This is a genomic window from Brenneria izbisi (genome assembly GCF_025840185.1).
Taxonomy (GTDB): Bacteria; Pseudomonadota; Gammaproteobacteria; order Enterobacterales; family Enterobacteriaceae; genus Brenneria; species Brenneria izbisi.
The window spans coordinates 1-25319 of the sequence record NZ_JAMPJU010000021.1; the positions used below are offsets into that span (position 1 = coordinate 1).

The window sequence follows — 25319 nt, forward strand, 5'->3', positions numbered from 1 at the left end:
ACGCGAGGTGGCGTATATTACGCTTTCCTCTTTCAGAGTCAATGCCTATTTCAGCATCTCTTCTTTTTTCGCCGCTTCGTTGTGATTTAGTTCACAGCGCCGTGTCGATGGAGGCGCATTATAGGGATCCCATTTCGTTACACAACCACTTTTTCGATCTTTTTTTCCGTTCGCGCGTTTTTCAGCCCTTTCGTTGAGATCTTACTCGATCAGGGCTATTTTCAGGGGACAGATACAGCGCATCCACTGGTATTTTATCTACCAGAAAAAATGACGATAACAGTAACTAAGGGGTTGTTGATGGGATCTGAATTACTTCGCCGTTATAAAGATACACTTCCTGTTGTTGGCGAAAATGTCATGATAGATCGTTCAAGTGTCGTCATTGGTAAAGTGACGTTGGGTGATGATGTCAGTATATGGCCACTTGTGGTAATTCGTGGCGATGTGAATCAGATAAGTATTGGCGCAAGAAGCAACATTCAGGACGGATCGGTATTACATATCACCCATACTTCAGAGAAAAACCCAGAAGGTAATCCACTAATCATCGGAGAAGATGTGACGATTGGGCATAAAGCAATGCTACACGGTTGCAGAATTGGTAACCGAGTCTTAGTCGGGATGGGATCGATAATTCTTGATGGCGCCATTATTGAAGATGACGTCATGATTGGTGCTGGTAGCCTCGTTTCCCCCGGCAAACGTTTAGAAAGCGGCTATTTATACTTGGGTAGCCCTGCTAAAAAAATCAGGCTGCTGACTCAGGAAGAAATTGAAGGGCTCATCTACTCTTCAAATAACTACGTTCGCTGGAAAAATGAGTATCTTGCTCAAGATAGAGAAAAGTAGCCCCGTTCGTCATACTCTTGATTAAAAACCATTTTTTCAAACATATCTTCAAAGTCCCAGCGATTCTCCCTGAACAGACACAAAAACTGTTCAGGACTGACGTTACCATAATGCCGCCGGAGCGATTCTATGCCAATTAAGCATTCCTGCTGAAATCCATTTACCAGAACCGGGAAACGGATTGCCCGCAATGCTTCGTCCCAACTTTCACGATCTGGAAATTGGATAGCCTGATTCATTGCGACAACTCCTGCTTAAGCGCCTGAATGACCGGATTAACGTCTGGCATCACGCCATGCCACAATTTGAAAGCATACGCAGCTTGTCCAACCAACATGCCCAAGCCATCGGCATAGTTACTGGCCCCCTTCGTTACACACCATGCTAAAAACGGCGTGAGTTCAGGTAAGTAGAACATGTCATAACAGCGAGTTTCTGGGGATATTAAGTTTGAAGGTAAATCAGGCACGCTATCATACATGCCCGATGATGTTGCATTGATCACCAGATTGAATGATCGCCCTGGCAACGCATCAAAGGTTGCGGCCTCAATCTTGCCAATCGAACTGAAGATCTGCGCCAATGCGTCCGCCTTTGAAAAAGTACGGTTAGTCACCACAACCGAACAGCCATAGGACAACAATGGCTGTATAACACCACGCGCCGCGCCACCCGCGCCAATCAGTAAGATATGATCTTGCGGATTAATGAACTTCAACCGCTGTAAGTCGCTTAATAAGCCAATACCATCCGTATTATCGCCCAATAAACGACCGTCGTTCAGCTTCTTTAACGTATTAACCGCACCGGCAAGTGATGCACATTCGCTAAGTTCATCCGCTTCTACAAAGGCACGCTCTTTAAATGGCGCGGTTATGTTTGCGCCACAAGCCCCGCCGAGAAAATAGTGACGAAGAACCGTTTCAAAGCTGTCCACCGGAGCCAACACACGTTGGTAAGAAAGATTAATGCCAGCCTGAGCAGCAAACAACTCGTGTATACGTGGCGATTTACTGTGAGCGATTGGATTACCAAAAACAGCAAAAGACTTTATCTCAGACACCCTATTCTCCAATCATTAGATTAACCCTGACGCAGCAGCTCACCGGTTAAAATATCTCTTATCTCTGAAGGATTTGTTCTACCGCCGACTTTCCCGTGAACGACAAGAAATTTCTCACCGAACTGCTGGTAAACCTCCTCTTCAGTACGACAAGGCGGTAATCCACTCAAATTAGCGCTGGTTGAAACCAAGGGTTTGCCATAACTCAGGCACAATTGTCTTACTACAGGATGTGCGCTGACCCGGACGGCAAGGGATGTAAATTGTCCGGTAAGCCATTTCGGTGTAGTTGCTTTCGCTGGGATCACCCAGGTAATAGGGCCTGGCCAACCTGAGAACATATCCTGCCTTTGTTCTCCAGATAACATGCTGTCATCAATATAGGGTGTCAGTTGCTGATAATCGGCAGCAATAAGAATCACCCCCTTCTGCCATGGACGTTGTTTTAGTGCCAACAAACGTTTGACGGCAATTTCACTATCAGGATCACACCCCAGGCCAAAGACGGCCTCAGTAGGATAGGCGATTACCTTTCCATTCTGTAACTCCGTCAGTAAAGGAATCAGATCATCAGAAACATCATTCATCGTTAACAACTTCAGCCTTTATCGGCTTTCCACATAATTTACTGGCACAAAAAAGTCTGACGCCCTGTGCGGTTTTCTTTTCCATCAGCAGCGGGTAATGGCAATAAACACACTCACCAGCAACAGGCTTATAGTTTAACGTGAACTGGCAATCAGGGTAGCGCTCACAAGAGTGAAACACTTTCCCATAACGGGATTTACGCTGTAGCAAAGCGCCTGTGTGACATTGCGGACAACTGATCGCCGTTTCATCAGGCCTATCGATTACTTCGGTATGATTACACTCAGGATAATTGCCACACCCGATGAACATGCCATAGCGCCCCTGTCGCAACACTAATGTAGACTGGCATTGCGGGCAAATCTGCCCGTCCAGTACTTTGACAATATGACCGTCAGCCTGAGTTTTCAACGGACGAATAAACTCACACTCTGGATAACCGGAGCAACCAAGAAAAGGCCCGTGTCGGCCTGTACGAATAACCAATACAGACCCACACTCAGGACAGATATCTTGTTTCTTATCGGTAAACAATCCGGTCTTAGCCATCCGTTCTCTTGCACTCCAGGCTATTGCACATAACCGTCATTCACCTCAAATAATAACTCTTCCATTTGCTGATAAGCGTTTTCACAGCCAGGTACATTGAAAAGCACCATGAGAATAACCCACTTCAGATCCTCAAGATCAAACTCTTGAGTTTCCAGCGCCATTACTCGCTCAATCACCATTTCACGCGTTTCAAGACTCAGCACCTGGATCTGTTCAAGAAATAACAAAAATCCGCGACACTCGGTATCAAAACGCAACGCCTCATCCTGCGTATAGATGCGCATAGCCAGCGGATCATGCGCCAAATTAAGCGGCGTGTTCTGACCTTCCTGTATATCAGCCAGTTTTTCCAGCCAATCCAGCGCGCTATAAATATCGTTACGGTCAAATCCAGCGCGAGTGAGGTCATCAGTCAACGTATCCTGATCGACACGCATTTCGGTTTCATTGTGAATGTAAGTCTCAAACAAGTACATGAGTACGTCGAACATGGCCTGCCCTCCTTAATCGGACATAGCCGCCGGGTACTGCTGCGATCCATCCTGCTAACTCCAGTTCCAATAGTTGATGCACTACTTCTGGCACAGGTTGGCCGGCACGTTCAGCGACAACGTCAACAGGTGTAACCTCATCTCCTACGTTAGCCAACACATCAGCAAATGGCAATTCAACATCCTCTTCTACAGCAGAAATAGTTTGATCATTGCCAGAAGAGAGCCAGTGAAGCTCACTTCCTAGTTGTTCGACAATATCTTTGGGGTGAGTGACCAGGCTGGCCCCCTGTTGAATCAGCCAATGCGTACCCTCTGCCATCGGATTACCAATTGCCCCCGGCAAAGCAAAGACTTCACGACCTTGTTCTAATGCATAACGTGCGGTAACCAGAGAACCGCTGCGAATCGATGCCTCAATCACCAATGTCCCCAAACTCAGTCCGCTTATAATACGGTTTCTTCTGGGAAAATTTGTTGGCCTGGGAGGTGAAGAAAGCGGAAATTCCGATACCAACGCACCGCCATTTTCCAGGATGCGCATCGCGAGTGGCTTGTGGCGATGAGGATAAATATTGGCGAGCCCGGATCCCAATACGGCAATCGTTTTTCCTCCCGCATCAAGCGCCGCTTGATGCGCAACGCCATCAATGCCGATAGCCAAGCCACTAATGATCGTCAGATCATTGACTGCCAACTCCTGAGCAAAAAACCGCCCCCATTGCTCACCATACCTTGTGCTTGCTCTGCTACCGACTATCGCGATTTGTGGCGATATCAGTACATCCAGATTGCCATCCACAAACAGTAAAAGAGGAGATGAACTGATATTACTCAGCAAATACGGATATCGCTGATCAGCGCAAGTGACAAGGTGATGACCTGCTTGCTCCAACCATGCCTGCGTGGTTTTCAGGAAACGATCATCAACACGTCGGAATTGTTCAATCTGAATTTCCGTCATCCCCAGAGCGCGCAAGGTATTACTATCCACGCGCCCTCTGTCAATAAGCTTTCCGGCAATGAGCCTGGCGCGTTTCGCGTTCAACTGCCTCACGCCCATTAAACGCAGCCAGATTTCCGTTGATAGCATGAAACATCCTTTATTTCGCCGGGTTCAGGTTAACCGCGCAATTAAATGCAGATGCTGTCAATCAAGACAGGAAATGTCTAGAATAGATGCCAGGACTCTCCCATTACTCGAATACAGATCTAAATATATATGTCAGTTTTGCAGGTATTACACTTTCCAGACGAGCGGCTTCGCATAAAGGCGCAGCCCGTAAAAGAAGTCAATGCAAACATTCAGCGTATCGTCGATGATATGTTTGATACCATGTATGAAGAAGAAGGCATTGGCTTGGCCGCCACACAAGTGGATATTCATCAACGTATTATTGTTATTGATGTTTCAGAAGAGCGAGACCAACGTCTGGTTCTTATCAACCCTGAACTTCTTGAACAGAGCGGCGATACCGGTATTGAAGAAGGTTGTTTGTCGATTCCAGAAACAAGAGCGCTGGTTCCACGCGCTGAGCGGGTAAAAGTGCGCGCGCTGGATCGGGAAGGAAATACGTTTGAACTCGAAGCCGAGGGCCTGCTTGCTATTTGTATCCAGCATGAAATGGATCATCTGGTTGGGAAACTATTCATTGATTATCTTTCCCCGCTGAAGCGCCAGAGAATTCGTCAAAAGCTGGAAAAACTGGCCAAGCAAAATAGCCGCGCTTAATAATTTTTCCTTACAGGGAACACCGTGTCTAACTCTTTACGCATTATTTTCGCAGGAACACCTGATTTTGCGGCACGCCATCTTGATGCCTTGTTATCGTCACGGCATCAGTTGGTTGGTGTCTTCACTCAGCCTGATCGTCCGGCGGGAAGAGGTAATAAGCTGACGCCCAGTCCGGTAAAAATAGTGGCTGAACAACACAATCTGCCGGTATATCAGCCCAAGTCTTTGCGTGCTTCGGAAAGTCAGGATTTAGTTGAAGCGCTACATGCGGATGTCATGGTTGTCGTCGCTTATGGCTTGATTTTGCCACCAGCCGTGTTAGCTATGCCGCGGCTTGGCTGTATCAACGTACACGGTTCGCTCCTACCTCGTTGGCGAGGCGCCGCCCCCATTCAACGCGCACTTTGGGCCGGCGATCAGAACACAGGCGTTACCATTATGCAGATGGACGCCGGTTTGGATACCGGCGCCATGCTGCACAAAATCGAGTGTCCGATCCTGCAAGATGACACCAGCGCCACGCTATACGACAAGCTTGCTGAGCTAGGTCCGCGTGGTCTTCTGGATACGCTTGAGCGCCTTGCGAGTAACCGTATCGCAGCAGAAACACAGGATGACGCTTTTGCCACCTATGCTGAAAAACTCAGTAAGGAAGAGGCTCGTCTTGACTGGCAGCTTTCCGCGGCGCAGCTTGAGCGTTGCATTCGGGCCTTTAATCCCTGGCCGGTAAGTTACTTCCTGATAGGCGAACAACCTATCAAAGTGTGGAAAGCCGAGATTATTTCCTCCTGTCACCATGCACAGCCGGGTACTATCCTGCAAGCAGACAAAAATGGCATTCAGGTTGCCACTCGCGAAGATATTTTAAATATCGTCGAATTACAGCCTGCAGGCAAAAAAGTGATGAAAGCTCAGGATTTACTAAATTCACGCCGAGAGTGGTTTATCCCCGGCAATATTCTGGCCTAATCGATGTTCATACCAGCAACGCTAGGCGGTATGCTCTATCTCTCACGTAGTCGCTAAAAATGAAAAGCTCATATAACCTTCGCAGTATTGCCGCTAAAGTGGTGGGACAAGTGTTGGATCACGGACAGTCACTCAGTACCTTGTTGCCTGTTTATCAGCGGGAGATCACCGATAAAGATCGCGCATTATTGCAGGAACTATGCTTTGGCGTATTACGCGTTCTGCCGCAATTAGAGTGGTGTATTCAACAACTTATGTCCAAACCGCTGACGGGTAAACAGCGACCACTTCATTACCTTATTATGGTCGGTATTTATCAGTTGCTATACACGAGAATTCCGCCACATGCTGTGCTGGCAGAAACCGTCGAAGGCGCCGTCGCCATGAAACGTCCGCAGCTTAAGGGGCTAATCAATGGAGTGCTGCGCCAGTTTCAACGTCAGCAGGATGAGTTAATTCAGCGCGCGGCAAATAACACTGCTAATTACCTGCATCCCGGCTGGTTGCTAAAAAGGATTAGAGACGCCTACCCGACGCAGTGGGAAGATATTATCGCCGCCAATAATCAGCGTCCTCCCATGTGGCTGCGAGTCAATCGACAGCACCATACTCGTGATGCATATATCACCTTATTGGCTCAGGAAGGTATTGAAGCTTTCCCCCACCCTGACTATGTGGAGGCCATCCGCCTGTCTACGCCCTGTATGGTTAATCTTCTGCCGGGGTTTTCGCAGGGTTGGATTACGGTACAGGATGCCTCAGCACAAGGATGTGTCTATTGGCTGGCGCCACAAAATGGTGAACAGATCCTCGATCTCTGCGCGGCGCCAGGCGGTAAAACAACCCATATCCTCGAAGTCGCGCCCAAATCTCAGGTTTTAGCCATTGATCTTGATGAAACGAGATTAAGCCGGGTGCGAGAAAACTTACAACGCCTGCAATTACATGCCGAGGTAAAACAAGGCGATGGGCGCTATCCTGCGACCTGGTGCGGCGATAAACTCTTTGATCGCATCCTTCTGGATGCGCCCTGTTCTGCGACCGGCGTTATTCGTCGTCACCCAGATATAAAATGGCTACGACGCGATAATGACATTGCCGAACTCGCCATGCTGCAAAAAGAGATGCTTGACGCTATCTGGCCTCACCTGAAAACAGGTGGAACATTGGTCTATGCCACCTGCTCAATTATGCCGGAAGAAAACCAGCAGCAAATAGCCGCCTTCCTCCGTCGCCATACCAATGCACAGTTAATTGATACGGGGAATCCAACAAGCCCAGGCATACAGAAACTCCCCAGCGCCGATGAAGGCGATGGTTTCTTCTATGCCAAGCTAGTAAAAAACTGACATTGGACCCAATATTGTCTAAAGCTCTATGGCAATCAATCTACGGCAGAATGAACTATGAAGATTATTATTCTTGGTGCTGGTCAGGTGGGCGGTACGCTGGCAGAAAATCTGGCGGGTGAAAATAACGATATCACCGTCGTTGATACCGATACCGTGCGTTTACGTCAGCTACAGGATAAATTTGATCTCCGGGTAATCACCGGTCACGCTTCCCATCCACGCGTATTGCGCGAAGCAGGGGCGGAAGATGCGGATATGCTGGTCGCCGTGACTAATTCTGATGAAACCAACATGGTTGCGTGTCAGATTGCCTATTCGCTTTTTAATACGCCAAACCGTATTGCGCGGATTAGATCGGCTGAATATATCCGTGAAGCCGAGCATCTCTTTCTGCCTGAAGCGGTTCCTATTGACCATTTAATTTCACCTGAACAATTGGTCATCGATAATATTTACAAGCTGATTGAATATCCTGGCGCGCTTCAGGTTGTGAATTTTGCCCAAGGCAAAGTCAGTCTTGCCGCGGTAAATGCCTATTATGGCGGCCCGTTGGTAGGCAACGCGCTGTCCTCTATCCGTGAACATATCCCTCATGTCGAGACGCGTGTTGCCGCGATTTTCCGTCAGGATCGTCCTATCCGCCCTCAAGGTTCTACCGTTATTGAAGCAGGTGACGAAGTCTTCTTTGTCGCGGCATCCCAACACATCCGGGCGGTGATGAGTGAATTACAACGACTGGAGAAACCCTACAAACGGATTATGATCGTTGGGGGAGGAAACGTTGGCGCAGGTTTAGCTCAGCGATTAGAAAAAATTTATAACATCAAGCTGATAGAACGAAATGCGGAGCGAGCCGCTGAACTGGCCGAACTATTGCAAAACACCGTTGTTTTTCATGGTGATGCGTCAGACCAAGAACTTCTGGCAGAAGAACATATTGAACAGATCGATGTCTTCATCGCGATAACCAACGATGATGAAGCCAATATTATGTCTGCAATGCTGGCGAAACGAATGGGTGCCAAGAAAGTCATGGTTCTTATCCAACGTCGGGCTTATGTTGATTTAGTTCAGGGAAGCGTCATTGATGTTGCCATATCACCACAGCAGGCAACGATTTCGGCTTTACTCAGCCATGTACGTAAGGCGGATATTGTCAGCGTATCCTCTTTGCGCCGAGGCGTGGCAGAAGCGATTGAAGCCATTGCACATGGAGATGAGGGTACATCAAAAGTTGTTGGTCGGATGATTGAGGATATAAAACTTCCCCCCGGAACAACTATTGGCGCAATTGTTCGCGGCGATGATGTCATTATCGCGAATGATAATACGCATATCGAGCAAGGCGATCATGTCATTATGTTTCTAACAGACAAAAAATTCGTTCCAGATGTGGAACGATTATTCCAGCCTAGCCCGTTCTTTTTGTAAAAAAATAGATAAGTCTTTAAACATCATAAGGCGATATGGCAAATATAAAACTATTTGTTAAAATTAATTTGTCTTTTTATCAAGGAGAGTGGTTATGAGTATTATTAAAGAATTCCGTGAATTCGCCATGCGGGGAAATGTTGTCGACTTAGCTGTTGGGGTTATCATTGGTGCCGCATTTGGTAAAATTGTTTCGTCACTGGTCTCTGATATCATCATGCCACCCTTGGGATTACTGATCGGCGGCGTTGATTTCAAACAATTCAGCCTGGTTCTACGTGATGCTCAAGGGGATGTACCCGCAGTAATTATGCATTACGGCGTCTTTATCCAGAATATTTTTGATTTTGTGATCGTCGCTTTTGCTATTTTTATGGCAATTAAACTGATGAACAAAATGCGCCGTAAACAGGAAGATGCACCAGCCGACCCACCTAAGCCAAGTGCAGAAGAGACATTATTAACTGAAATTCGCGATCTGTTAAAAACCCAACAGCAACCTAAACTGTAAATCGATTATCCAAAAATACGATATAACAACGGCGTCTTCATAACAGAAAACAAAAAGGCCAGAAGTAAATAATCATTTGATTTCTTACTACTGGCCTCCCAGTTTCCCTTCTTTACATATTTTTCTTTTCGACGATAGCTACCTTTGCCTTTCGCATTAACCTCTATTCGTTGGCAATACAGTGGGTCATGCAGCAATGCTTCGATAGCATTATCCTGGATCTTTCCTCGTTTATGACGGTAGGTTGTCATAATGACTCCTCATAGCATGGGATGATAGAAATAAAGCGTGGAGAGTATAGTGGAGAAAAGGAGGTGAAAACAATTTCGGCAGAATAATAATTAGACAGCATTTAAAATTTTTCTTTCAGCGATGATGCGTACTCCCCATGTAAAAAATCAGTATTTATACCCTTGTGACGCAAGCTCAATTCAAGCAGGCGTAAACGCTGAGATATCTCTTGATAATCGGGGGATTCCCTGGAAATAGTTTGCAACATATCAGCCAATGCCAATGCCTCCTTACGTTCTTGCAATTCAACCGGTAAGCATCCAGCATTTTTAAGCAAACGATAAGCGACTCTAAGCGCTTGCGGCACAGTGCTATCATCGTCCAGTATTAACGGACGTCCCGAACCTGGAAGGTTATCAAAAACGCCATCCTGCTGAGCATGAGCAATATGGCGTTCCGCTATCTCATCGATCAACCACATCACATAATCTCTATTCGGTATGCTCTATCTTTACAGGCTAGCTTATTTCAGACATAAAAAAACCGGGTTTCCCCGGTTTTTTTACGCTCTTACAGATTACTCCGCAGTAGCGACTTCTTCTGTCTGAGAAGCTGCACGATCAACGAGCTCGATGTATGCCATCGGCGCATTATCGCCTGCACGGAAACCACACTTCAGAATACGAGTGTAACCACCGGCACGGCTCGCGAAACGCGGGCCCAGTTCATTAAACAGTTTTGCCACGATCTCGTTATCACGAGTACGGGCGAATGCCAGACGACGATTAGCAACGCTGTCGGTCTTGGCAAGAGTAATCAGCGGTTCAACAACACGACGCAGCTCTTTTGCTTTCGGCAGGGTCGTCTTGATAATCTCATGACGAACCAAAGAACTAGCCATGTTACGGAACATAGCCTGACGATGGCTGCTGTTACGGTTCAGTTGACGACCACTCTTACGATGGCGCATGACCTTATCCTTCTCAGTAAAACCTTAACCTGTGATCTGGTTACTCATCAGCAATGCTTGCCGGCGGCCAGTTTTCCAGGCGCATGCCCAGAGACAAGCCACGGGAAGCCAGTACGTCTTTAATCTCCGTAAGAGATTTTTTACCGAGGTTGGGCGTTTTAAGTAGCTCAACCTCAGTACGCTGTACCAGATCACCGATGTAGTGGATAGCTTCTGCCTTAAGGCAGTTAGCAGAGCGGACAGTCAATTCCAGATCGTCAACAGGGCGCAGCAGGATCGGATCGAATTCTGGTTTTTCTTCTTTAACTTCTGGCTGACGGACATCACGTAAGTCAACAAAAGCTTCAAGTTGTTCAGCCAGAATGGTTGCCGCACGGCGGATCGCCTCTTCAGGATCGATCGTACCATTGGTTTCCATTTCGATGACCAGCTTGTCCAGGTCAGTACGCTGTTCTACGCGTGCCGCTTCAACATTGTAAGCAATACGCTCTACAGGGCTGTAGCAAGCATCGACTAACAGGCGACCAATCGGGCGCTCATCTTCTTCCGTATGAATACGGGCAGATGCCGGCACATAACCACGACCACGCTGAACTTTAATACGCATGCTGATAGCGGCGTTTTCATCAGTCAGATGGCAGATCAAGTGCTGTGGCTTGACGATTTCGACATCACCATCATGGATGATATCGGCTGCAGTCACAGGGCCAATGCCAGATTTATTCAGGGTAAGAATAACTTCATCTTTGCCTTGAACTCTCACCGCCAGCCCTTTCAGGTTGAGCAGGATTTCCAGGATGTCTTCCTGTACGCCTTCTTTGGTGCTGTACTCATGCAGTACACCATCAATCTCAACCTCGGTCACCGCGCAACCTGGCATTGATGAAAGCAGAATACGGCGCAGTGCGTTGCCAAGAGTATGGCCGAAGCCCCGCTCTAACGGCTCAAGGGTCACCTTGGCGTGCGTCGAACTCACTTGCTCGATATCAACCAGGCGCGGTTTTAGAAACTCTGTCACAGAACCCTGCATTGTGTCCTCTCTTTGGTACTAAGCTTTACTTGGAGTAAAGCTCGACGATCAGGTGTTCATTAATGTCCGCAGACAGATCGGTACGTTCAGGAATACGTTTGAACACACCTTCCATCTTGGCAGCATCAACTTCCAGCCAAGTTGGCTTTTCACGCTGTTCAGCCAGCTCCAGAGCGGCCTTAACGCGAGATTGCTTTTTAGCTTTCTCACGGATGCTGACTACGTCATTCGGGGATACCTGATAAGAAGCGATGTTAACAACGCGACCATTTACCATAACAGCTTTGTGGCTGACCAACTGACGTGCTTCTGCACGAGTGGCGCCAAAACCCATACGATAAACAACGTTATCCAGACGTCCTTCCAGTAATTGCAACAGGTTCGCACCAGTGTTGCCTTTCAGACGTGCTGCTTCTTTGTAATAGTTACGGAACTGGCGTTCCAGCACACCGTAGAGACGGCGGACTTTTTGCTTTTCACGCAACTGCACACCATAGTCAGACAGACGCGGCTTACGCGCACCATGCTGACCAGGAGCTTGTTCAATCTTACACTTGGAATCGATCGCACGAACACCAGACTTCAGAAACAGGTCGGTGCCTTCACGACGGCTCAGCTTGAGCTTAGGACCCAAATATCTTGCCATTTTCTTTCTCCAACAATCCTAAAAGCGGCGTTATACGCGGCGCTTTTTCGGCGGACGACAACCGTTATGAGGGATCGGAGTCACATCAGTAATATTAGTGATGCGGAAACCAGCCGCGTTCAATGCGCGGATAGTAGACTCACGGCCCGGACCAGGTCCTTTAACCATAACTTCCAGGTTCTTAATACCGTACTCTTTCACTGCTTCAGCACAGCGCTCTGCTGCAACCTGAGCGGCGAACGGAGTGGATTTACGAGAACCACGGAAACCGGAACCACCGGCAGTTGCCCAACCCAGCGCATTACCCTGACGATCAGTAATGGTAACGATGGTGTTGTTGAAAGAAGCATGGATATGAGCCACACCGTCAGAGACTTGCTTTCTTACACGCTTACGTGCACGAATAGGTGCCTTTGCCATTATTCAATCACCCCGATTATTTCTTGATCGGTTTGCGCGGACCCTTACGGGTACGGGCGTTAGTCTTGGTACGCTGACCGCGAACCGGCAGACCACGACGATGACGCAAACCACGATAAGTACCAAGGTCCATAAGACGCTTGATGCTCAGGGTAACTTCACGACGCAGGTCGCCTTCGACAACAAACTTGGCAACTTCGTCACGCAGCTTATCGATTTGCTCTTCAGACAGCTCACTGATCTTAACATCTTCAGCAATTCCCGTAGCAGCACAAATAGCCTGCGAACGAGTCTTACCGATACCGTAGATCGCCGTTAATGCGATAACGGTATGTTTATGATCAGGAATGTTAATGCCTGCTATACGGGCCACTATGCACTCCTACAATTTTATACAGCAATACCATTCTGAAAAGCCCGTTTTCAGGATACTCAAATAGCATTGCAGTTACATACAAAAGATTGGCTGGCTAATCTAGCCAGCTCAACCCAACTTTGCAAGAAAAATATGTGAGATAATCAGCCTTGACGCTGCTTATGCTTCGGTTCGGCACTGCAGATCACACGAACGACACCGTTACGCTTAACAATCTTACAGTTACGACATAATTTCTTGACGGAAGCACGAACTTTCATTTTTACTCTCCGTAACTTCTCAAGCTCGCCCGATTAACGGTTATAGCCTTTCAGGTTTGCTTTCTTCAATGCAGACTCATACTGACTCGACATCATTAGAGTTTGCACTTGAGCCATAAAGTCCATGATGACAACAACAACGATCAATAACGACGTGCCGCCGAAATAGAAAGGCACTTTCATTGCATCACGCATGAACTCCGGGATCAGGCAGATGAAAGTAATATACATCGCACCGACCAAAGTCAGACGGGTCATTACTTTATCGATATATTTCGCCGTTTGCTCTCCCGGACGAATTCCTGGCACGAATGCACCGGACTTCTTCAGGTTATCTGCTGTTTCACGCGGATTGAAAACCAACGCAGTGTAGAAGAAACAGAAGAAGATGATTGCAGACGCATAGAGTAACACATAAAGCGGTTGTCCGGGCTGCAAATACAGCGAAATTGTCGTCAGCCAGTTCCAACCGGTACCGCCCCCAAACCAGGATGCTATCGTGGCTGGGAACAGAATAATGCTGGAAGCGAAGATAGCCGGGATAACCCCCGCCATATTCACTTTCAGCGGTAAATGCGTACTCTGTGCTGCATAAACACGACGACCTTGTTGACGTTTTGCATAGTTGACGACGATACGACGTTGACCACGCTCAATGAAAACAACGAAGAAGGTTACTGCAAACACTAAAACTGCAACCAACAGCAACAGGAGGAAGTGCAGGTCGCCTTGCCGCGCTTGCTCGATGGTATGGCCAATGGCCGGCGGCAATCCCGCAACAATACCAGCGAAGATTATGATCGAAATACCGTTGCCGATACCTCGTTCTGTAATCTGTTCGCCTAACCACATCAGGAACATTGTCCCGGTGACCAGGCTCACAACAGCGGTAAAATAGAACGCAAAGCCTGGGTTTAATACCAAGCCCTGCATTCCAGGCATATTCGGCAAACCGGTAGCAATACCGATTGACTGAAATATTGCCAATACCAGAGTGCCGTAACGGGTATACTGGCTAATCTTGCGACGTCCAGCCTCCCCTTCTTTCTTTATTTCCGCCAACGCTGGATGAACCACCGTTAACAGTTGGATAATAATTGAAGCCGAAATATACGGCATAATACCCAATGCAAAGATAGAAGCACGGCTCAGAGCACCACCAGAGAACATATTAAACATTTCAATGATGGTACCCCGCTGTTGCTCAAGCAATTTGGCAAGCACAGTGGCATCAATACCAGGAATTGGAATAAAAGAGCCAATACGGAAAACAATCAGCGCACCGATAACAAACAATAGTCTGCGCTTCAGTTCACCAACTCCGCCTTTAGCACTTTGAAAATCTAATCCTGGTTGTTTGGCCATCTGCTACTTATTCCTCAATTTTACCGCCAGCAGTTTCGATAGCAGCACGAGCACCTTTAGTGACACGCAGACCACGAATCGTTACCGGACGAGCAACTTCACCAGACAGAATCACTTTCGCGAATTCAATCTGAATGCCAATAACATTAGCGGCTTTCAGCGTATTCAGATCAATGATGTCGCCTTCTACTTTAGCCAGATCGGACAGACGAACCTCTGCTGTCACCATAGCTTTGCGAGAAGTAAAACCGAATTTCGGCAGACGACGGTATAAAGGCATCTGACCACCTTCAAAACCACGACGCACGCCACCGCCAGAACGAGACTTCTGACCTTTGTGACCACGACCGCCAGTTTTACCCAGGCCAGAACCAATACCACGACCTAAACGCTTCGGTGCGTGTTTAGCACCTTCGGCCGGAGACAGAGTATTCAAGCGCATCTGTTACTCCTCCACTTTAACCATATAGGAAACCGCGTTGACCATACCACGAACGGCAGGAGTATCCTCACGTTCAACAGTATGTCCAATACGACGCAGACCCAGGCCAAGCAGTGTTGCCTTGTGTTTCGGCAAACGACCGATTGCACTACGGGTTTGAGTTATTTTAATAGTCTTTGCCATGGTTAATTACCCCAGAATTTCTTCAACGGATTTACCACGCTTGGCAGCGACCATTTCCGGGGACTTCATATTTGCCAGACCATCAATCGTTGCACGAACCACGTTAATCGGGTTGGTGGAACCATAGGCCTTAGCCAATACGTTGTGAACCCCTGCGACTTCCAGAACGGCGCGCATTGCGCCACCGGCGATAATACCGGTACCTTCGGAAGCCGGCTGCATGAACACACGAGAGCCCGTGTGAGCACCTTTAACCGGGTGCTGCAGGGTGCCGTTGTTCAGCGCGACATTCATCATATTGCGACGGGCTTTTTCCATCGCTTTCTGGATCGCTGCCGGAACTTCGCGTGCTTTACCGTAACCAAAACCAACGCGACCGTTGCCATCACCCACTACAGTCAGTGCGGTGAAGCTGAAAATACGGCCACCTTTAACGGTTTTAGATACGCGATTTACCGCGATCAGCTTTTCCTGCAGTTCGCCAGCTTGTTTCTCGATGTGAGCCATCTTACACCTCTACCTTAGAACTGAAGGCCAGCTTCACGGGCAGCATCTGCCAGTGCCTGGACTCGACCATGATATTGGAAACCGGAACGGTCAAAGGATACGTCTTTAATCCCTTTTTCCAATGCGCGTTCAGCAATAACTTTACCTACTGCGATAGCTGCATCTTTGTTACCGGTATACTTCAGTTGCTCAGCGATAGCTTTTTCTACAGTAGAAGCGGCTACCAGGACTTCAGAACCGTTCGGTGCGATGACCTGCGCATAAATATGGCGTGGAGTACGATGTACCACCAGACGCGTCGCACCCAGTTCCTGGAGCTTGCGGCGTGCGCGGGTCGCACGACGGATACGAGCTGCTTTCTTATCCATAGTGTTACCTTACTTCTTCTTAGCCTCTTTGGTACGCACGACTTCGTCGGCGTAACGGACACCCTTGCCTTTATAAGGCTCAGGACGACGGTAGGCGCGTATTTCCGCAGCGACCTGACCAATAACCTGCTTATCAGCGCCTTTCAGCACGATTTCAGTTTGGCTTGGGCATTCTGCGGTAATACCTGCCGGCAGCGCGTGGTCAACCGGATGAGAGAACCCAAGAGACAGGTTCACTACGTTGCCTTTTACGGCAGCACGATAACCAACACCGACCAGCTGCAGCTTCTTGGTGAAGCCTTCGGTAACACCGACAACCATTGCGTTTAACAGAGCGCGAGTGGTGCCAGCCTGGGCCCATCCGTCAACGAAACCTTCGCGCGGGGCGAAAGTCAGAACGTTGTCAGCCTGTTTAACTTCAACAGCGTCATGGATCTTACGACTCAGCTCGCCGTTTTTACCCTTAATCGAAATAACCTGACCGTTGAGTTTTACCTCTACGCCGGCAGGAATGACGACGGGTGCTTTTGCAACACGAGACATTCTTTCCTCCCGATTAAGCTACGTAGCAGATAATCTCGCCACCAAGACCAGCCTGGCGAGCTGCACGATCAGTCATAACACCTTTAGAGGTAGAAACAACCGCGATACCTAAACCGGCCATAACTTTTGGCAGCTCATCTTTTCTTTTATAGATGCGCAGACCTGGACGGCTTACTCGCTGAATGCTTTCTACTACTGCCTTGCCCTGGAAGTACTTCAGTACTAATTCCAGAACTGGCTTGGCGTCGCCTTCGATTTTAAAATCTTCAATGTAACCTTCTTCCTTCAGCACGTTGGCAATTGCCACTTTCAGCTTGGAGGAAGGCATGGTGACCGCAACTTTGTTCGCGGCTTGACCGTTACGGATACGGGTCAGCATATCCGCGATCGGATCTTGCATGCTCATCTGTCTTTACTCCCGTGATTCAATTGGTGACAATTACCAGCTAGCCTTTTTCAGACCCGGGATTTCACCGCGCATTGCGGCTTCACGGACCTTGATACGGCTCAACCCGAACTTCCGCAGGAAAGCGTGCGGACGACCAGTTTGGCGGCAGCGGTTACGCTGACGAGACGGGCTGGAATCACGCGGCAGAGTCTGCAGCTTAAGAACTGCATCCCAACGTTCTTCGTCGGATGAGTTCACACCAGAGATAATAGCTTTTAATTCCTCGCGTTTAGCGCGGTATTTTTCAGCCAGTTTCACGCGAACAACTTCACGTGCTTTCATGGATTGCTTAGCCATTAGTAACCCTACCTTACTTGCGGAATGGGAAGTTAAAGGCGGCCAACAGCGCACGACCTTCATCATCGGATTTCGCAGTAGTGGTGATGGTAATATCCAAACCACGAACGCGATCGACTTTGTCATAGTCGATTTCCGGGAAGATGATCTGCTCACGCACACCCATGCTGTAGTTACCACGGCCATCGAATGACTTGGCTGACAGGCCACGGAAGTCACGGATACGCGGTACAGCAATGGAAATCAGACGCTCAAGGAACTCCCACATGCGTTCGCCACGCAGAGTTACTTTACAGCCGATCGGATAGCCCTGACGGATTTTGAAGCCTGCAACAGATTTGCGTGCTTTGGTGATCAACGGTTTTTGACCGGAGATAGCTGCCAGATCAGCTGCTGCGTTATCCAGCAGTTTCTTGTCAGCGATCGCTTCACCAACACCCATATTCAGGGTGATCTTCTCGACCCGAGGGACTTGCATGACAGAATTGTAGTTAAACTCAGTCATGAGTTTTTTAACTACTTCGTCTTTGTAGTAATCATGCAGTTTCGCCATCGTACTACTCCAAATTACTTGATAGTTTCGCTATTAGATTTAAAGAAACGGACTTTTTTGCCGTCTTCGAATCTAAAGCCTACACGGTCAGCCTTACCAGTTGCCGCATTGAAGATTGCAACGTTAGAAACCTGAATTGCCGCTTCTTTTTCAACGATGCCACCTGGTTGATTCAGAGCCGGAACCGGCTTCTGATGTTTTTTAACCAGATTGATACCTTCAACAATGACCTTGCTGGAAGACAGGACATTTTTTACTTTACCGCGCTTACCTTTATCTTTGCCGGTCAGCACGATAACTTCGTCATCACGACGGATTTTCGCTGCCATGATTCGCTCCTTAAAGTACTTCTGGTGCCAGAGAGATAATTTTCATGAACTTCTCATTACGCAGTTCACGAGTTACCGGCCCAAAAATACGCGTACCGATAGGCTGTTCGCTATTATTGTTTAAAATAACGCAAGCATTACCATCGAAGCGAATGACAGAACCGTCCGGGCGACGAACACCCTTCTTGGTGCGCACCACTACCGCTTTCAGCACATCGCCTTTCTTCACCTTACCGCGAGGAATCGCTTCCTTGATGGTAATTTTGATGATGTCGCCGACGCCTGCGTAGCGACGGTGCGAGCCACCTAGAACCTTGATACACATTACGCGACGTGCACCGGAGTTATCGGCCACATTCAGCATAGTCTGTTCTTGGATCATTTTAGTGCTCCGCTAATGTCAACTACTACATTTAGGACCCATGACAGGCCATTAAAATGCCCCATAATTAAGGGCGCAGCATTATAACACCGCTTCCAAGTTATGGGTAGAAAAAATAAACGGCTCAAATACTGAGCCGTTTATCATATTGAGAAGTGCGCTACTGTATTACAGAATCGCTTTCTCTACAACGCGAACAAGCGTCCAAGACTTGGTTTTGGACAGCGGACGGCATTCGCGGATTTCAACCACGTCACCGATACCACATTCATTGTTTTCGTCATGTACGTGCAGCTTTGTCGTCCGTTTGATGAATTTACCGTAAAGCGGATGTTTCACGAAACGTTCGATGGCAACAACCATGGACTTCTCCATTTTGTCGCTAACGACGCGGCCTTGCAGAGTACGGATTTTATCGGTCATTACGCACCCGCCTTCTCAGTCAGTAAAGTCTTAACACGTGCAACATTACGACGCACTTGTTTCAACAGGTGAGTTTGTTGCAGCTGGCCACTTGCCGCCTGCATACGCAGATTGAATTGTTCGCGCAGCAGTTCGAGCAGCTCGGTGTTCAGCTCTTCAACGCTTTTTTCACGCAGCTCTTTTGCTTTCATTACATCACCGTCTTAGTTACAAAGGTGGTTTTGATCGGCAGTTTCGCTGCTGCCAGTTGGAATGCCTCACGGGCTAACTCTTCCGGCACACCGTCCATTTCGTACAGGACTTTACCTGGCTGAATCAAGGCAACCCAATATTCTACGTTACCTTTACCTTTACCCATACGAACTTCAAGCGGCTTTTCGGTGATCGGTTTGTCCGGGAATACACGGATCCAGATCTTACCTTGACGCTTAACAGCACGGGTCATGGCACGACGTGCAGCTTCGATTTGACGAGCAGTCAGACGACCACGGCCAACAGCTTTCAGACCGAAAGTGCCGAAGCTAACATCCGTACCAGCAGCCAGACCGCGGTTGCGGCCTTTATGCATCTTACGGAATTTTGTACGCTTTGGTTGTAACATCAGCGACTCTCCTTACTTGCGGCCTTTACGCTGCTGCTTTTTAGGTTGAGCAGCCGGTTTTTCCGGTTGTTCAACGGCAGCCATACCACCCAGGATCTCACCTTTGAAGATCCACACTTTAACACCGATAACACCATAAGTGGTGTGCGCTTCAGAGGTGTTGTAGTCGATATCCGCACGCAGCGTGTGCAACGGAACACGACCTTCACGATACCATTCGGTACGCGCGATTTCAGCGCCGCCCAGACGACCGCTTACTTCAACTTTGATACCTTTAGCGCCCAGACGCATAGCGTTCTGTACCGCACGCTTCATAGCACGACGGAACATCACACGACGCTCCAGCTGAGAAGTGATGCTGTCAGCAACCAGTTTTGCGTCCAGTTCAGGTTTACGAACTTCTGCGATATTGATCTGTGCAGGTACGCCAGCGATATCCGCTACGACTTTGCGCAGTTTTTCAACATCTTCACCTTTCTTACCGATAACGATACCCGGACGAGCAGTGTGAATAGTCACACGAATGCTTTTAGCCGGACGTTCGATAACGATACGAGAAACGGAAGCTTTTTCCAGTTCCTTCGTCAGGTATTTACGAACTTTAAAGTCGCTGTCCAGGTTGTCAGCGAATTCTTTGGTATTCGCATACCAGGTAGAGTTCCAAGGTTTGACAATACCCAGTCGAATACCATTAGGATGTACTTTCTGACCCATTGCTAGTCTCCAGAGTCTCAGCGATCGGACACAACCACAGTAATGTGGCTGGTACGCTTCAGGATGCGATCCGCACGACCTTTAGCACGCGGCATAATGCGCTTCATGCTTGGGCCTTCGTCAACGAAGATTTTCGCGACTTTCAGATCATCAATGTCAGCGCCATCGTTGTGCTCTGCGTTAGCAATGGCAGACTCCAGCACTTTTTTAACCAGACCAGCAGCTTTCTTGTTGGTGTAGGTCAGAATATCCAGAGCTTGCGACACTTTCTTACCGCGAATCAGGTCAGCCACCAGGCGAACCTTTTGAGCAGAAGAACGAGCGTGGCGATGTTTAGCGATAGTTTCCATCTCTTCCTCCTACCTTAGCGCTTCTTGGCCTTTTTATCGGCCGCATGGCCGCGATAAGTACGAGTCGGCGCGAATTCACCCAGTTTGTGACCGACCATTTCATCGGAAACAAACACCGGAACGTGCTGACGACCATTATGGACAGCGATGGTCAAACCGATCATGTTTGGAAAGATCGTTGAACGACGGGACCAAGTGCGCAAAGGCTTCTTGTCACCGCTTTCCACCGCTTTCTCTACCTTCTTCAGCAAGTGCAGGTCAATAAAAGGACCTTTCTTGAGAGAACGTGGCATGGTTTATCCTCTAAGATTATTTAGTACGGCGACGCACGATAAATTTATCAGTACGCTTGTTGCTGCGGGTCTTCTTACCTTTGGTCTGAATGCCCCACGGACTTACCGGGTGCTTACCAAAGTTACGACCTTCACCACCACCGTGCGGGTGGTCGACCGGGTTCATCGCCGTACCGCGAACGGTAGGACGAACACCACGCCAGCGTGCAGCACCTGCTTTACCCAGAACGCGCAGCATATGCTCCGCATTACCGACTTCGCCCAACGTCGCGCGGCAGTCGGATTCGACTTTACGCATTTCGCCGGAACGCAGACGCAGGGTAACGTAAGCGCCTTCACGAGCAACGATCTGAACGTAAGTACCGGCAGAACGCGCCAACTGGCCGCCTTTACCTGGTTTCATTTCTACGTTGTGAACCGTTGACCCGACAGGAATGTTACGCATCGGCAAGGTGTTACCGGGTTTGATTGCAGCATCAACGCCAGATTGAATCTGGTCACCTGCTTTCAGGCCTTTCGGCGCCAGGATGTAACGACGTTCGCCGTCTTTGTACAGAACCAGCGCGATGTTCGCGGAACGGTTCGGATCATACTCCAGACGCTCAACAACAGCAGGAATACCATCTTTATTGCGTTTGAAGTCAACCAGACGATATTGCTGTTTATGACCACCACCGATGTGACGGGTAGTGATGCGGCCATTGTTGTTACGGCCACCGGATTTGCTGTTCTTTTCCAGCAACGGGGCATAAGGCTTGCCCTTGTGCAGCTCAGGGTTAACCACTTTAACAACGTGGCGACGACCCGGAGATGTCGGTTTACATTTAACAATTGCCATTGTTCTTTTACTCCTCCGACTTACTCTGCGCCGCCGATGAAGTCCAGATTCTGGCCTTCTTTCAGGGTGACGTAAGCTTTTTTCCAGTCGCTACGACGACCGATACGCTGTCCATGACGTTTCACTTTTCCTTTAACTACCAGGGTGCGAACATCATTGACTTCGACTTCAAACAGTTTCTGCACTGCGGCTTTGATTTCTGCTTTGGTCGCGTCTTTAGCAACTTTGAGCACGATGGTGTTGTTCTTTTCCATCGCAGTAGACGCTTTTTCAGAAACGTGCGGCGCGCGCAATACTTTCAGCAGACGTTCTTCACGGATCATGCCAGCATCTCCTCAACTTGCTTAACAGCATCAGCAGTCATGACGACTTTGTCGAAGGCGATCAGGCTAACTGGGTCGATAGCTGCTGCATCACGCACATCAACCTTGTACAGGTTGCGAGCGGCCAGGAACAGATTCTCATCCAGTTCACCGGTGATGATCAACACGTCTTCCAGTGCCATGTCTTTCAGTTTCTGTGCCAGCAGCTTGGTTTTCGGCGCTTCGACAGAGAACTTCTCGACGACGATCAGACGATCTTGACGTACCAGTTCGGACAGGATGCTTTTCAGCGCGCCGCGGTACATCTTTTTGTTAACTTTCTGACTGTGGTCCTGAGGCTTGGCAGCAAAGGTCACACCACCGGAACGCCAGATCGGGCTCTTGACAGAACCTGAACGCGCGCGGCCAGTACCTTTCTGACGCCAAGGTTTTTTACCGGAACCAGTTACTTCAGCACGGGTCTTCTGAGCGCGAGTACCTTGACGGGCACCTGCTGCGTAAGCAACAACAACCTGGTGTACCAGCGCTTCGTTGAAATCACGACCGAAGGTAGTTTCGGAAACAGTCAGCGCGCTTTGCGCGTCTTTCAATACTAATTCCATTGCTATCTCCTCACGCCTTCACAGCTGGTTTAACGATCAGGTCGCTACCAGTTGCACCCGGAACAGCACCCTTAACCAGCAGCAGGTTGCGCTCAGCGTCAACACGCACTACATCCAGGCTCTGAACGGTGACACGTTCGTTACCCAGTTGGCCTGCCATTTTCTTGCCTTTGAACACTTTGCCCGGAGTCTGGTTCTGACCGATAGAACCCGGAACGCGGTGAGACAAGGAGTTACCGTGCGTAGCATCCTGAGTACGGAAATTCCAGCGTTTAACTGTGCCGGCAAAACCTTTACCTTTGGATGTACCAGTAACGTCTACTTTTTTAACGTCTGCGAAAATTTCAACACTAATGCTCTGACCTACAGAGAACTCTTCGCCTTCTGCAAGACGGAATTCACGCAGGATGCGACCAGCTTCAACGCCAGCTTTAGCAAAATGGCCCGCTTCTGGTTTGGTAACGCGGTTTGCTTTTTTAGCACCGGTAGTTACCTGTACAGCGCGGTAACCGTCGTTAGCCAGGTCTTTAACCTGAGTGACGCGGTTTGCTTCAATTTCGATAACGGTTACAGGGATAGATACGCCATCTTCAGTGAAGATACGGGTCATGCCCACTTTTTTACCGACTAAACCAATCATTGTTTCAACCTCTCAATCGCTCAATGACCTGATTAACCCAGGCTGATCTGCACGTCTACACCGGCAGCCAGATCCAGACGCATCAGAGCATCAACGGTTTTCTCAGTTGGCTCAACGATGTCAACCAGACGCTTGTGAGTGCGAATCTCGTACTGATCGCGCGCATCTTTATTGACGTGCGGAGAAATCAGAACGGTAAAGCGCTCTTTGCGGGTCGGCAGCGGGATCGGACCACGGACTTGCGCACCAGTGCGCTTGGCAGTCTCGACGATTTCCGCAGTTGATTGATCGATCAGACGATGATCAAACGCTTTCAGGCGGATACGGATTCTTTGGTTCTGCATGAGACCAGAGCTCCAATTATTTATAAACGTAAATGACTACTACTCACACCCATTTCGATTGATGGGGGAGTGTAATCGTTAGTACATAACCCCCATATCGGGAGTATTGTTTTGGCTAATTGATTAGTTTAGCCCGCTGACTCAAATCGAATCAGGCTTACCTCAGTTTTGGCAAGCTCGCGCATTATACGCAAATTAGCCCAGGAAGCAACAAAAGGAATAAAATGATTTAAATACCGGTCGGCATGAAATATGTCCGACCGTGGGGAATTGGGGTGATGGGAACTACGCTTCTTTAAGTTGAGACTGCAGATAGTTCTGGATGCCGAGGCGGGAAATCAAATCCAACTCAGTCTCCAGCCAGTCGATATGTCCTTCCTCATCAACCAGGATTTCAATCATCAAATCTCTGCTGACATAATCCCGAACTGAATCGGCGTACTCAATAGCTTCACGCAAGTCCCGCGCACCATCTAGTTCAAGCTGAAGATCGGAGCGAAAAATCTCGTCTACATCCTCTCCAATATTCAACTTCCCCAAATCTTGCAGATTAGGGATACCTTCAAGAAACAGAATACGTTCGATATAACGATCAGCGTGTTTCATTTCGTCGATTGACTCATGATACTCGTGATCATTAAGACGGGTCAGTCCCCAGTTTTTAAACATGCGGGCATGAAGAAAATATTGGTTGATAGCTACCAACTCGTTGCCCAACAACTTATTTAAATGCGCAATGACTTTATTATCGCCTTTCATGACATGCTCCTCCGCTCCGGTTCTTAAAGTGTAGAACCGGTAAGCAGAGAGTCAAAGCAACACCCCTACATTTTATGCTACTTCATACATATCAGGAATTTTCGTCTGTTCTTCCTCAAAGATAACACGCGCCTGACGAATACATTTACCGCAATCCGTCCCAATAGGAACCAATTTGCGCAGTTGTTGCATTGATTGAGGCTGGTGCTGACGAACAGCATTACGGATGACTTTGTCAGAAATCGCGTTGCACAGGCAAACATACATACGGGGATGACTCATTAGTTTATAGCGCACATCCTTCACGCTACCTTTCGGACCACTGAAAGCGGCGCTTAAAATCGCTCCTAGCGATTTTTTAACCAATGAATGCATTGTAAATAGGAATGGTTTTTATTTCAATTTACATTTACTACTATCGACATAAAAAGGCACCGAAGTGCCTTTTTATGCTTCAAGTGTATCCGCGATTAAGCGATAACTTTAGCAACAACGCCCGCGCCAACGGTACGGCCGCCTTCACGGATGGCGAAACGCA

45 protein-coding genes are annotated in these 25319 nt (G+C 48.4%); 6 read left to right on the plus strand and 39 right to left on the minus strand.

Annotated elements, in window-relative coordinates; all coding sequences use genetic code 11:
- Window positions 1-300 precede the first annotated feature (300 nt).
- The gene (locus NC856_RS16975) at window positions 301-852 is read left to right on the plus strand and encodes a gamma carbonic anhydrase family protein (RefSeq protein ID WP_264091628.1); all 552 of its coding nucleotides are present in this window, start codon (window positions 301-303) and stop codon (window positions 850-852) included.
- Here the strand turns inward: NC856_RS16975 and NC856_RS16980 are convergent.
- From NC856_RS16980 to dprA, 6 genes are read right to left on the minus strand one after another with little or no spacing between them, the layout of a single operon-like run.
- The gene (locus NC856_RS16980; RefSeq protein ID WP_264091629.1) at window positions 834-1091 is read right to left on the minus strand and encodes a DUF1488 family protein; all 258 of its coding nucleotides are present in this window, start codon (window positions 1089-1091) and stop codon (window positions 834-836) included. The two genes, NC856_RS16975 and NC856_RS16980, sit on opposite strands and share 19 nt — an antisense overlap.
- Window positions 1088-1915, minus strand: coding sequence for a shikimate dehydrogenase (aroE, locus tag NC856_RS16985; protein ID WP_264091630.1), 828 nt, complete (start codon window positions 1913-1915; stop codon window positions 1088-1090). The genes NC856_RS16980 and aroE overlap by 4 nt, the downstream gene beginning before the upstream one ends.
- A 20-nt stretch (window positions 1916-1935) precedes the next feature.
- Window positions 1936-2502, minus strand: a complete 567-nt coding sequence (tsaC, locus tag NC856_RS16990; RefSeq protein ID WP_264091631.1) for an L-threonylcarbamoyladenylate synthase type 1 TsaC — start codon at window positions 2500-2502, stop codon at window positions 1936-1938.
- Window positions 2495-3052 carry a DNA topoisomerase family protein gene (locus tag NC856_RS16995; RefSeq protein WP_264091632.1) on the minus strand — a complete coding sequence of 186 codons (558 nt, stop codon included), beginning with the start codon at window positions 3050-3052 and terminating at the stop codon, window positions 2495-2497. The genes tsaC and NC856_RS16995 overlap by 8 nt, the downstream gene beginning before the upstream one ends.
- A 20-nt stretch (window positions 3053-3072) precedes the next feature.
- On the minus strand, window positions 3073-3546 hold the full coding sequence (locus NC856_RS17000; protein ID WP_264091633.1) for a DUF494 family protein: 474 nt from the start codon (window positions 3544-3546) through the stop codon (window positions 3073-3075).
- Window positions 3518-4639 (minus strand): DNA-protecting protein DprA, encoded by a 1122-nt coding sequence (gene dprA, locus NC856_RS17005; protein WP_264091634.1) that lies wholly within the window; start codon window positions 4637-4639, stop codon window positions 3518-3520. Before dprA ends, NC856_RS17000 begins: the two co-directional genes overlap by 29 nt.
- Window positions 4640-4768: 129 nt before the next feature.
- Here dprA and def point away from each other — a divergent pair, with 129 nt between their 5' ends.
- The 5 genes from def (at window position 4769) to mscL (ending at window position 9544) form a co-directional block, all read left to right on the plus strand.
- Window positions 4769-5278 carry a peptide deformylase gene (def, locus tag NC856_RS17010; protein WP_264091635.1) on the plus strand — a complete coding sequence of 170 codons (510 nt, stop codon included), beginning with the start codon at window positions 4769-4771 and terminating at the stop codon, window positions 5276-5278.
- A 24-nt stretch (window positions 5279-5302) separates the two neighbouring features.
- Window positions 5303-6250 carry a methionyl-tRNA formyltransferase gene (gene fmt, locus NC856_RS17015; protein WP_264091636.1) on the plus strand — a complete coding sequence of 316 codons (948 nt, stop codon included), beginning with the start codon at window positions 5303-5305 and terminating at the stop codon, window positions 6248-6250.
- Window positions 6251-6309: 59 nt separating this feature from the next.
- Window positions 6310-7599 carry a 16S rRNA (cytosine(967)-C(5))-methyltransferase RsmB gene (rsmB, locus tag NC856_RS17020; RefSeq protein ID WP_264091637.1) on the plus strand — a complete coding sequence of 430 codons (1290 nt, stop codon included), beginning with the start codon at window positions 6310-6312 and terminating at the stop codon, window positions 7597-7599.
- A gap of 57 nt (window positions 7600-7656) precedes the next feature.
- Window positions 7657-9033 (plus strand): Trk system potassium transporter TrkA, encoded by a 1377-nt coding sequence (gene trkA, locus NC856_RS17025; protein WP_264091638.1) that lies wholly within the window; start codon window positions 7657-7659, stop codon window positions 9031-9033.
- 94 nt (window positions 9034-9127) lie between these two features.
- Window positions 9128-9544, plus strand: coding sequence for a large-conductance mechanosensitive channel protein MscL (mscL, locus tag NC856_RS17030; RefSeq protein WP_264091639.1), 417 nt, complete (start codon window positions 9128-9130; stop codon window positions 9542-9544).
- A gap of 5 nt (window positions 9545-9549) precedes the next feature.
- Here the strand turns inward: mscL and NC856_RS17035 are convergent, their stop codons facing one another.
- The 33 genes from NC856_RS17035 to NC856_RS17865 all read right to left on the minus strand — a co-directional run.
- Window positions 9550-9795, minus strand: a complete 246-nt coding sequence (locus NC856_RS17035) for an alternative ribosome-rescue factor A (RefSeq protein WP_264091641.1) — start codon at window positions 9793-9795, stop codon at window positions 9550-9552.
- Window positions 9796-9896: 101 nt separating this feature from the next.
- Window positions 9897-10256, minus strand: a complete 360-nt coding sequence (locus NC856_RS17040; protein WP_264091642.1) for a DnaJ family domain-containing protein — start codon at window positions 10254-10256, stop codon at window positions 9897-9899.
- Window positions 10257-10352: 96 nt separating this feature from the next.
- A complete protein-coding gene (rplQ, locus tag NC856_RS17045) occupies window positions 10353-10745 on the minus strand; it encodes a 50S ribosomal protein L17 (RefSeq protein WP_109491463.1) in 393 nt (130 codons plus the stop codon).
- A 40-nt stretch (window positions 10746-10785) separates the two neighbouring features.
- Complete coding sequence (locus tag NC856_RS17050) at window positions 10786-11775, minus strand: DNA-directed RNA polymerase subunit alpha (RefSeq protein WP_113868991.1); 990 nt, start codon at window positions 11773-11775, stop codon at window positions 10786-10788.
- 25 nt (window positions 11776-11800) lie between these two features.
- Window positions 11801-12421, minus strand: a complete 621-nt coding sequence (rpsD, locus tag NC856_RS17055) for a 30S ribosomal protein S4 (protein WP_264091644.1) — start codon at window positions 12419-12421, stop codon at window positions 11801-11803.
- Window positions 12422-12451: 30 nt separating this feature from the next.
- Window positions 12452-12841: a 30S ribosomal protein S11 gene (rpsK, locus tag NC856_RS17060; RefSeq protein ID WP_002919257.1), complete on the minus strand. Its 390-nt coding sequence runs from the start codon at window positions 12839-12841 to the stop codon at window positions 12452-12454.
- Between the two features lie 16 nt (window positions 12842-12857).
- Complete coding sequence (rpsM, locus tag NC856_RS17065; protein WP_137712305.1) at window positions 12858-13214, minus strand: 30S ribosomal protein S13; 357 nt, start codon at window positions 13212-13214, stop codon at window positions 12858-12860.
- A 146-nt stretch (window positions 13215-13360) separates the two neighbouring features.
- Window positions 13361-13477: a 50S ribosomal protein L36 gene (gene rpmJ, locus NC856_RS17070; protein WP_002227352.1), complete on the minus strand. Its 117-nt coding sequence runs from the start codon at window positions 13475-13477 to the stop codon at window positions 13361-13363.
- Window positions 13478-13510: 33 nt separating this feature from the next.
- Complete coding sequence (secY, locus tag NC856_RS17075) at window positions 13511-14842, minus strand: preprotein translocase subunit SecY (RefSeq protein WP_137712304.1); 1332 nt, start codon at window positions 14840-14842, stop codon at window positions 13511-13513.
- Window positions 14843-14849: 7 nt separating this feature from the next.
- Window positions 14850-15284, minus strand: coding sequence for a 50S ribosomal protein L15 (rplO, locus tag NC856_RS17080; RefSeq protein WP_113868997.1), 435 nt, complete (start codon window positions 15282-15284; stop codon window positions 14850-14852).
- Window positions 15285-15287: 3 nt separating this feature from the next.
- On the minus strand, window positions 15288-15467 hold the full coding sequence (rpmD, locus tag NC856_RS17085) for a 50S ribosomal protein L30 (protein WP_004846568.1): 180 nt from the start codon (window positions 15465-15467) through the stop codon (window positions 15288-15290).
- Window positions 15468-15473: 6 nt separating this feature from the next.
- Window positions 15474-15974 carry a 30S ribosomal protein S5 gene (gene rpsE, locus NC856_RS17090; RefSeq protein WP_005970257.1) on the minus strand — a complete coding sequence of 167 codons (501 nt, stop codon included), beginning with the start codon at window positions 15972-15974 and terminating at the stop codon, window positions 15474-15476.
- A 14-nt stretch (window positions 15975-15988) separates the two neighbouring features.
- Complete coding sequence (gene rplR, locus NC856_RS17095) at window positions 15989-16342, minus strand: 50S ribosomal protein L18 (protein WP_264091645.1); 354 nt, start codon at window positions 16340-16342, stop codon at window positions 15989-15991.
- A gap of 9 nt (window positions 16343-16351) precedes the next feature.
- Window positions 16352-16885 carry a 50S ribosomal protein L6 gene (gene rplF, locus NC856_RS17100; RefSeq protein WP_264091646.1) on the minus strand — a complete coding sequence of 178 codons (534 nt, stop codon included), beginning with the start codon at window positions 16883-16885 and terminating at the stop codon, window positions 16352-16354.
- 13 nt (window positions 16886-16898) lie between these two features.
- Window positions 16899-17291: a 30S ribosomal protein S8 gene (gene rpsH / locus NC856_RS17105; protein WP_113869001.1), complete on the minus strand. Its 393-nt coding sequence runs from the start codon at window positions 17289-17291 to the stop codon at window positions 16899-16901.
- 33 nt (window positions 17292-17324) lie between these two features.
- On the minus strand, window positions 17325-17630 hold the full coding sequence (gene rpsN / locus NC856_RS17110; protein WP_039308898.1) for a 30S ribosomal protein S14: 306 nt from the start codon (window positions 17628-17630) through the stop codon (window positions 17325-17327).
- 13 nt (window positions 17631-17643) lie between these two features.
- Window positions 17644-18183, minus strand: a complete 540-nt coding sequence (rplE, locus tag NC856_RS17115) for a 50S ribosomal protein L5 (RefSeq protein WP_005970265.1) — start codon at window positions 18181-18183, stop codon at window positions 17644-17646.
- Window positions 18184-18197: 14 nt separating this feature from the next.
- Complete coding sequence (gene rplX, locus NC856_RS17120) at window positions 18198-18512, minus strand: 50S ribosomal protein L24 (RefSeq protein WP_038394047.1); 315 nt, start codon at window positions 18510-18512, stop codon at window positions 18198-18200.
- 10 nt (window positions 18513-18522) lie between these two features.
- A complete protein-coding gene (gene rplN, locus NC856_RS17125) occupies window positions 18523-18894 on the minus strand; it encodes a 50S ribosomal protein L14 (protein ID WP_000613954.1) in 372 nt (123 codons plus the stop codon).
- A 168-nt stretch (window positions 18895-19062) separates the two neighbouring features.
- Window positions 19063-19317, minus strand: coding sequence for a 30S ribosomal protein S17 (rpsQ, locus tag NC856_RS17130; protein WP_011095505.1), 255 nt, complete (start codon window positions 19315-19317; stop codon window positions 19063-19065).
- On the minus strand, window positions 19317-19508 hold the full coding sequence (gene rpmC, locus NC856_RS17135; RefSeq protein WP_026741346.1) for a 50S ribosomal protein L29: 192 nt from the start codon (window positions 19506-19508) through the stop codon (window positions 19317-19319). The genes rpsQ and rpmC overlap by 1 nt, the downstream gene beginning before the upstream one ends.
- Entirely contained in the window at window positions 19508-19918 is a 411-nt protein-coding gene (gene rplP / locus NC856_RS17140; protein ID WP_009111208.1) for a 50S ribosomal protein L16, read from the minus strand. The genes rpmC and rplP overlap by 1 nt, the downstream gene beginning before the upstream one ends.
- A 12-nt stretch (window positions 19919-19930) precedes the next feature.
- Window positions 19931-20632, minus strand: a complete 702-nt coding sequence (gene rpsC, locus NC856_RS17145; RefSeq protein WP_005970274.1) for a 30S ribosomal protein S3 — start codon at window positions 20630-20632, stop codon at window positions 19931-19933.
- A gap of 17 nt (window positions 20633-20649) precedes the next feature.
- Window positions 20650-20982, minus strand: coding sequence for a 50S ribosomal protein L22 (gene rplV, locus NC856_RS17150; protein ID WP_012764045.1), 333 nt, complete (start codon window positions 20980-20982; stop codon window positions 20650-20652).
- A gap of 14 nt (window positions 20983-20996) precedes the next feature.
- Window positions 20997-21275, minus strand: coding sequence for a 30S ribosomal protein S19 (rpsS, locus tag NC856_RS17155; protein WP_004929772.1), 279 nt, complete (start codon window positions 21273-21275; stop codon window positions 20997-20999).
- Between the two features lie 16 nt (window positions 21276-21291).
- A complete protein-coding gene (gene rplB, locus NC856_RS17160; RefSeq protein WP_264091647.1) occupies window positions 21292-22113 on the minus strand; it encodes a 50S ribosomal protein L2 in 822 nt (273 codons plus the stop codon).
- A gap of 20 nt (window positions 22114-22133) precedes the next feature.
- Window positions 22134-22436 (minus strand): 50S ribosomal protein L23, encoded by a 303-nt coding sequence (gene rplW, locus NC856_RS17165; RefSeq protein ID WP_009111205.1) that lies wholly within the window; start codon window positions 22434-22436, stop codon window positions 22134-22136.
- Window positions 22433-23038: a 50S ribosomal protein L4 gene (rplD, locus tag NC856_RS17170; RefSeq protein ID WP_264091648.1), complete on the minus strand. Its 606-nt coding sequence runs from the start codon at window positions 23036-23038 to the stop codon at window positions 22433-22435. The genes rplW and rplD overlap by 4 nt, the downstream gene beginning before the upstream one ends.
- A 10-nt stretch (window positions 23039-23048) precedes the next feature.
- A complete protein-coding gene (gene rplC, locus NC856_RS17175; protein ID WP_264091649.1) occupies window positions 23049-23678 on the minus strand; it encodes a 50S ribosomal protein L3 in 630 nt (209 codons plus the stop codon).
- A 32-nt stretch (window positions 23679-23710) separates the two neighbouring features.
- Window positions 23711-24022 carry a 30S ribosomal protein S10 gene (gene rpsJ / locus NC856_RS17180; protein ID WP_001181005.1) on the minus strand — a complete coding sequence of 104 codons (312 nt, stop codon included), beginning with the start codon at window positions 24020-24022 and terminating at the stop codon, window positions 23711-23713.
- 285 nt (window positions 24023-24307) lie between these two features.
- The gene (gene bfr / locus NC856_RS17185) at window positions 24308-24781 is read right to left on the minus strand and encodes a bacterioferritin (protein WP_264091650.1); all 474 of its coding nucleotides are present in this window, start codon (window positions 24779-24781) and stop codon (window positions 24308-24310) included.
- A gap of 72 nt (window positions 24782-24853) precedes the next feature.
- Window positions 24854-25048, minus strand: coding sequence for a bacterioferritin-associated ferredoxin (gene bfd / locus NC856_RS17190; RefSeq protein ID WP_113869016.1), 195 nt, complete (start codon window positions 25046-25048; stop codon window positions 24854-24856).
- A 203-nt stretch (window positions 25049-25251) separates the two neighbouring features.
- Window positions 25252-25319 (minus strand): EF-Tu C-terminal domain-related protein (locus NC856_RS17865; RefSeq protein ID WP_130634147.1); only part of this gene is annotated, 68 nt, incomplete at its 5' end.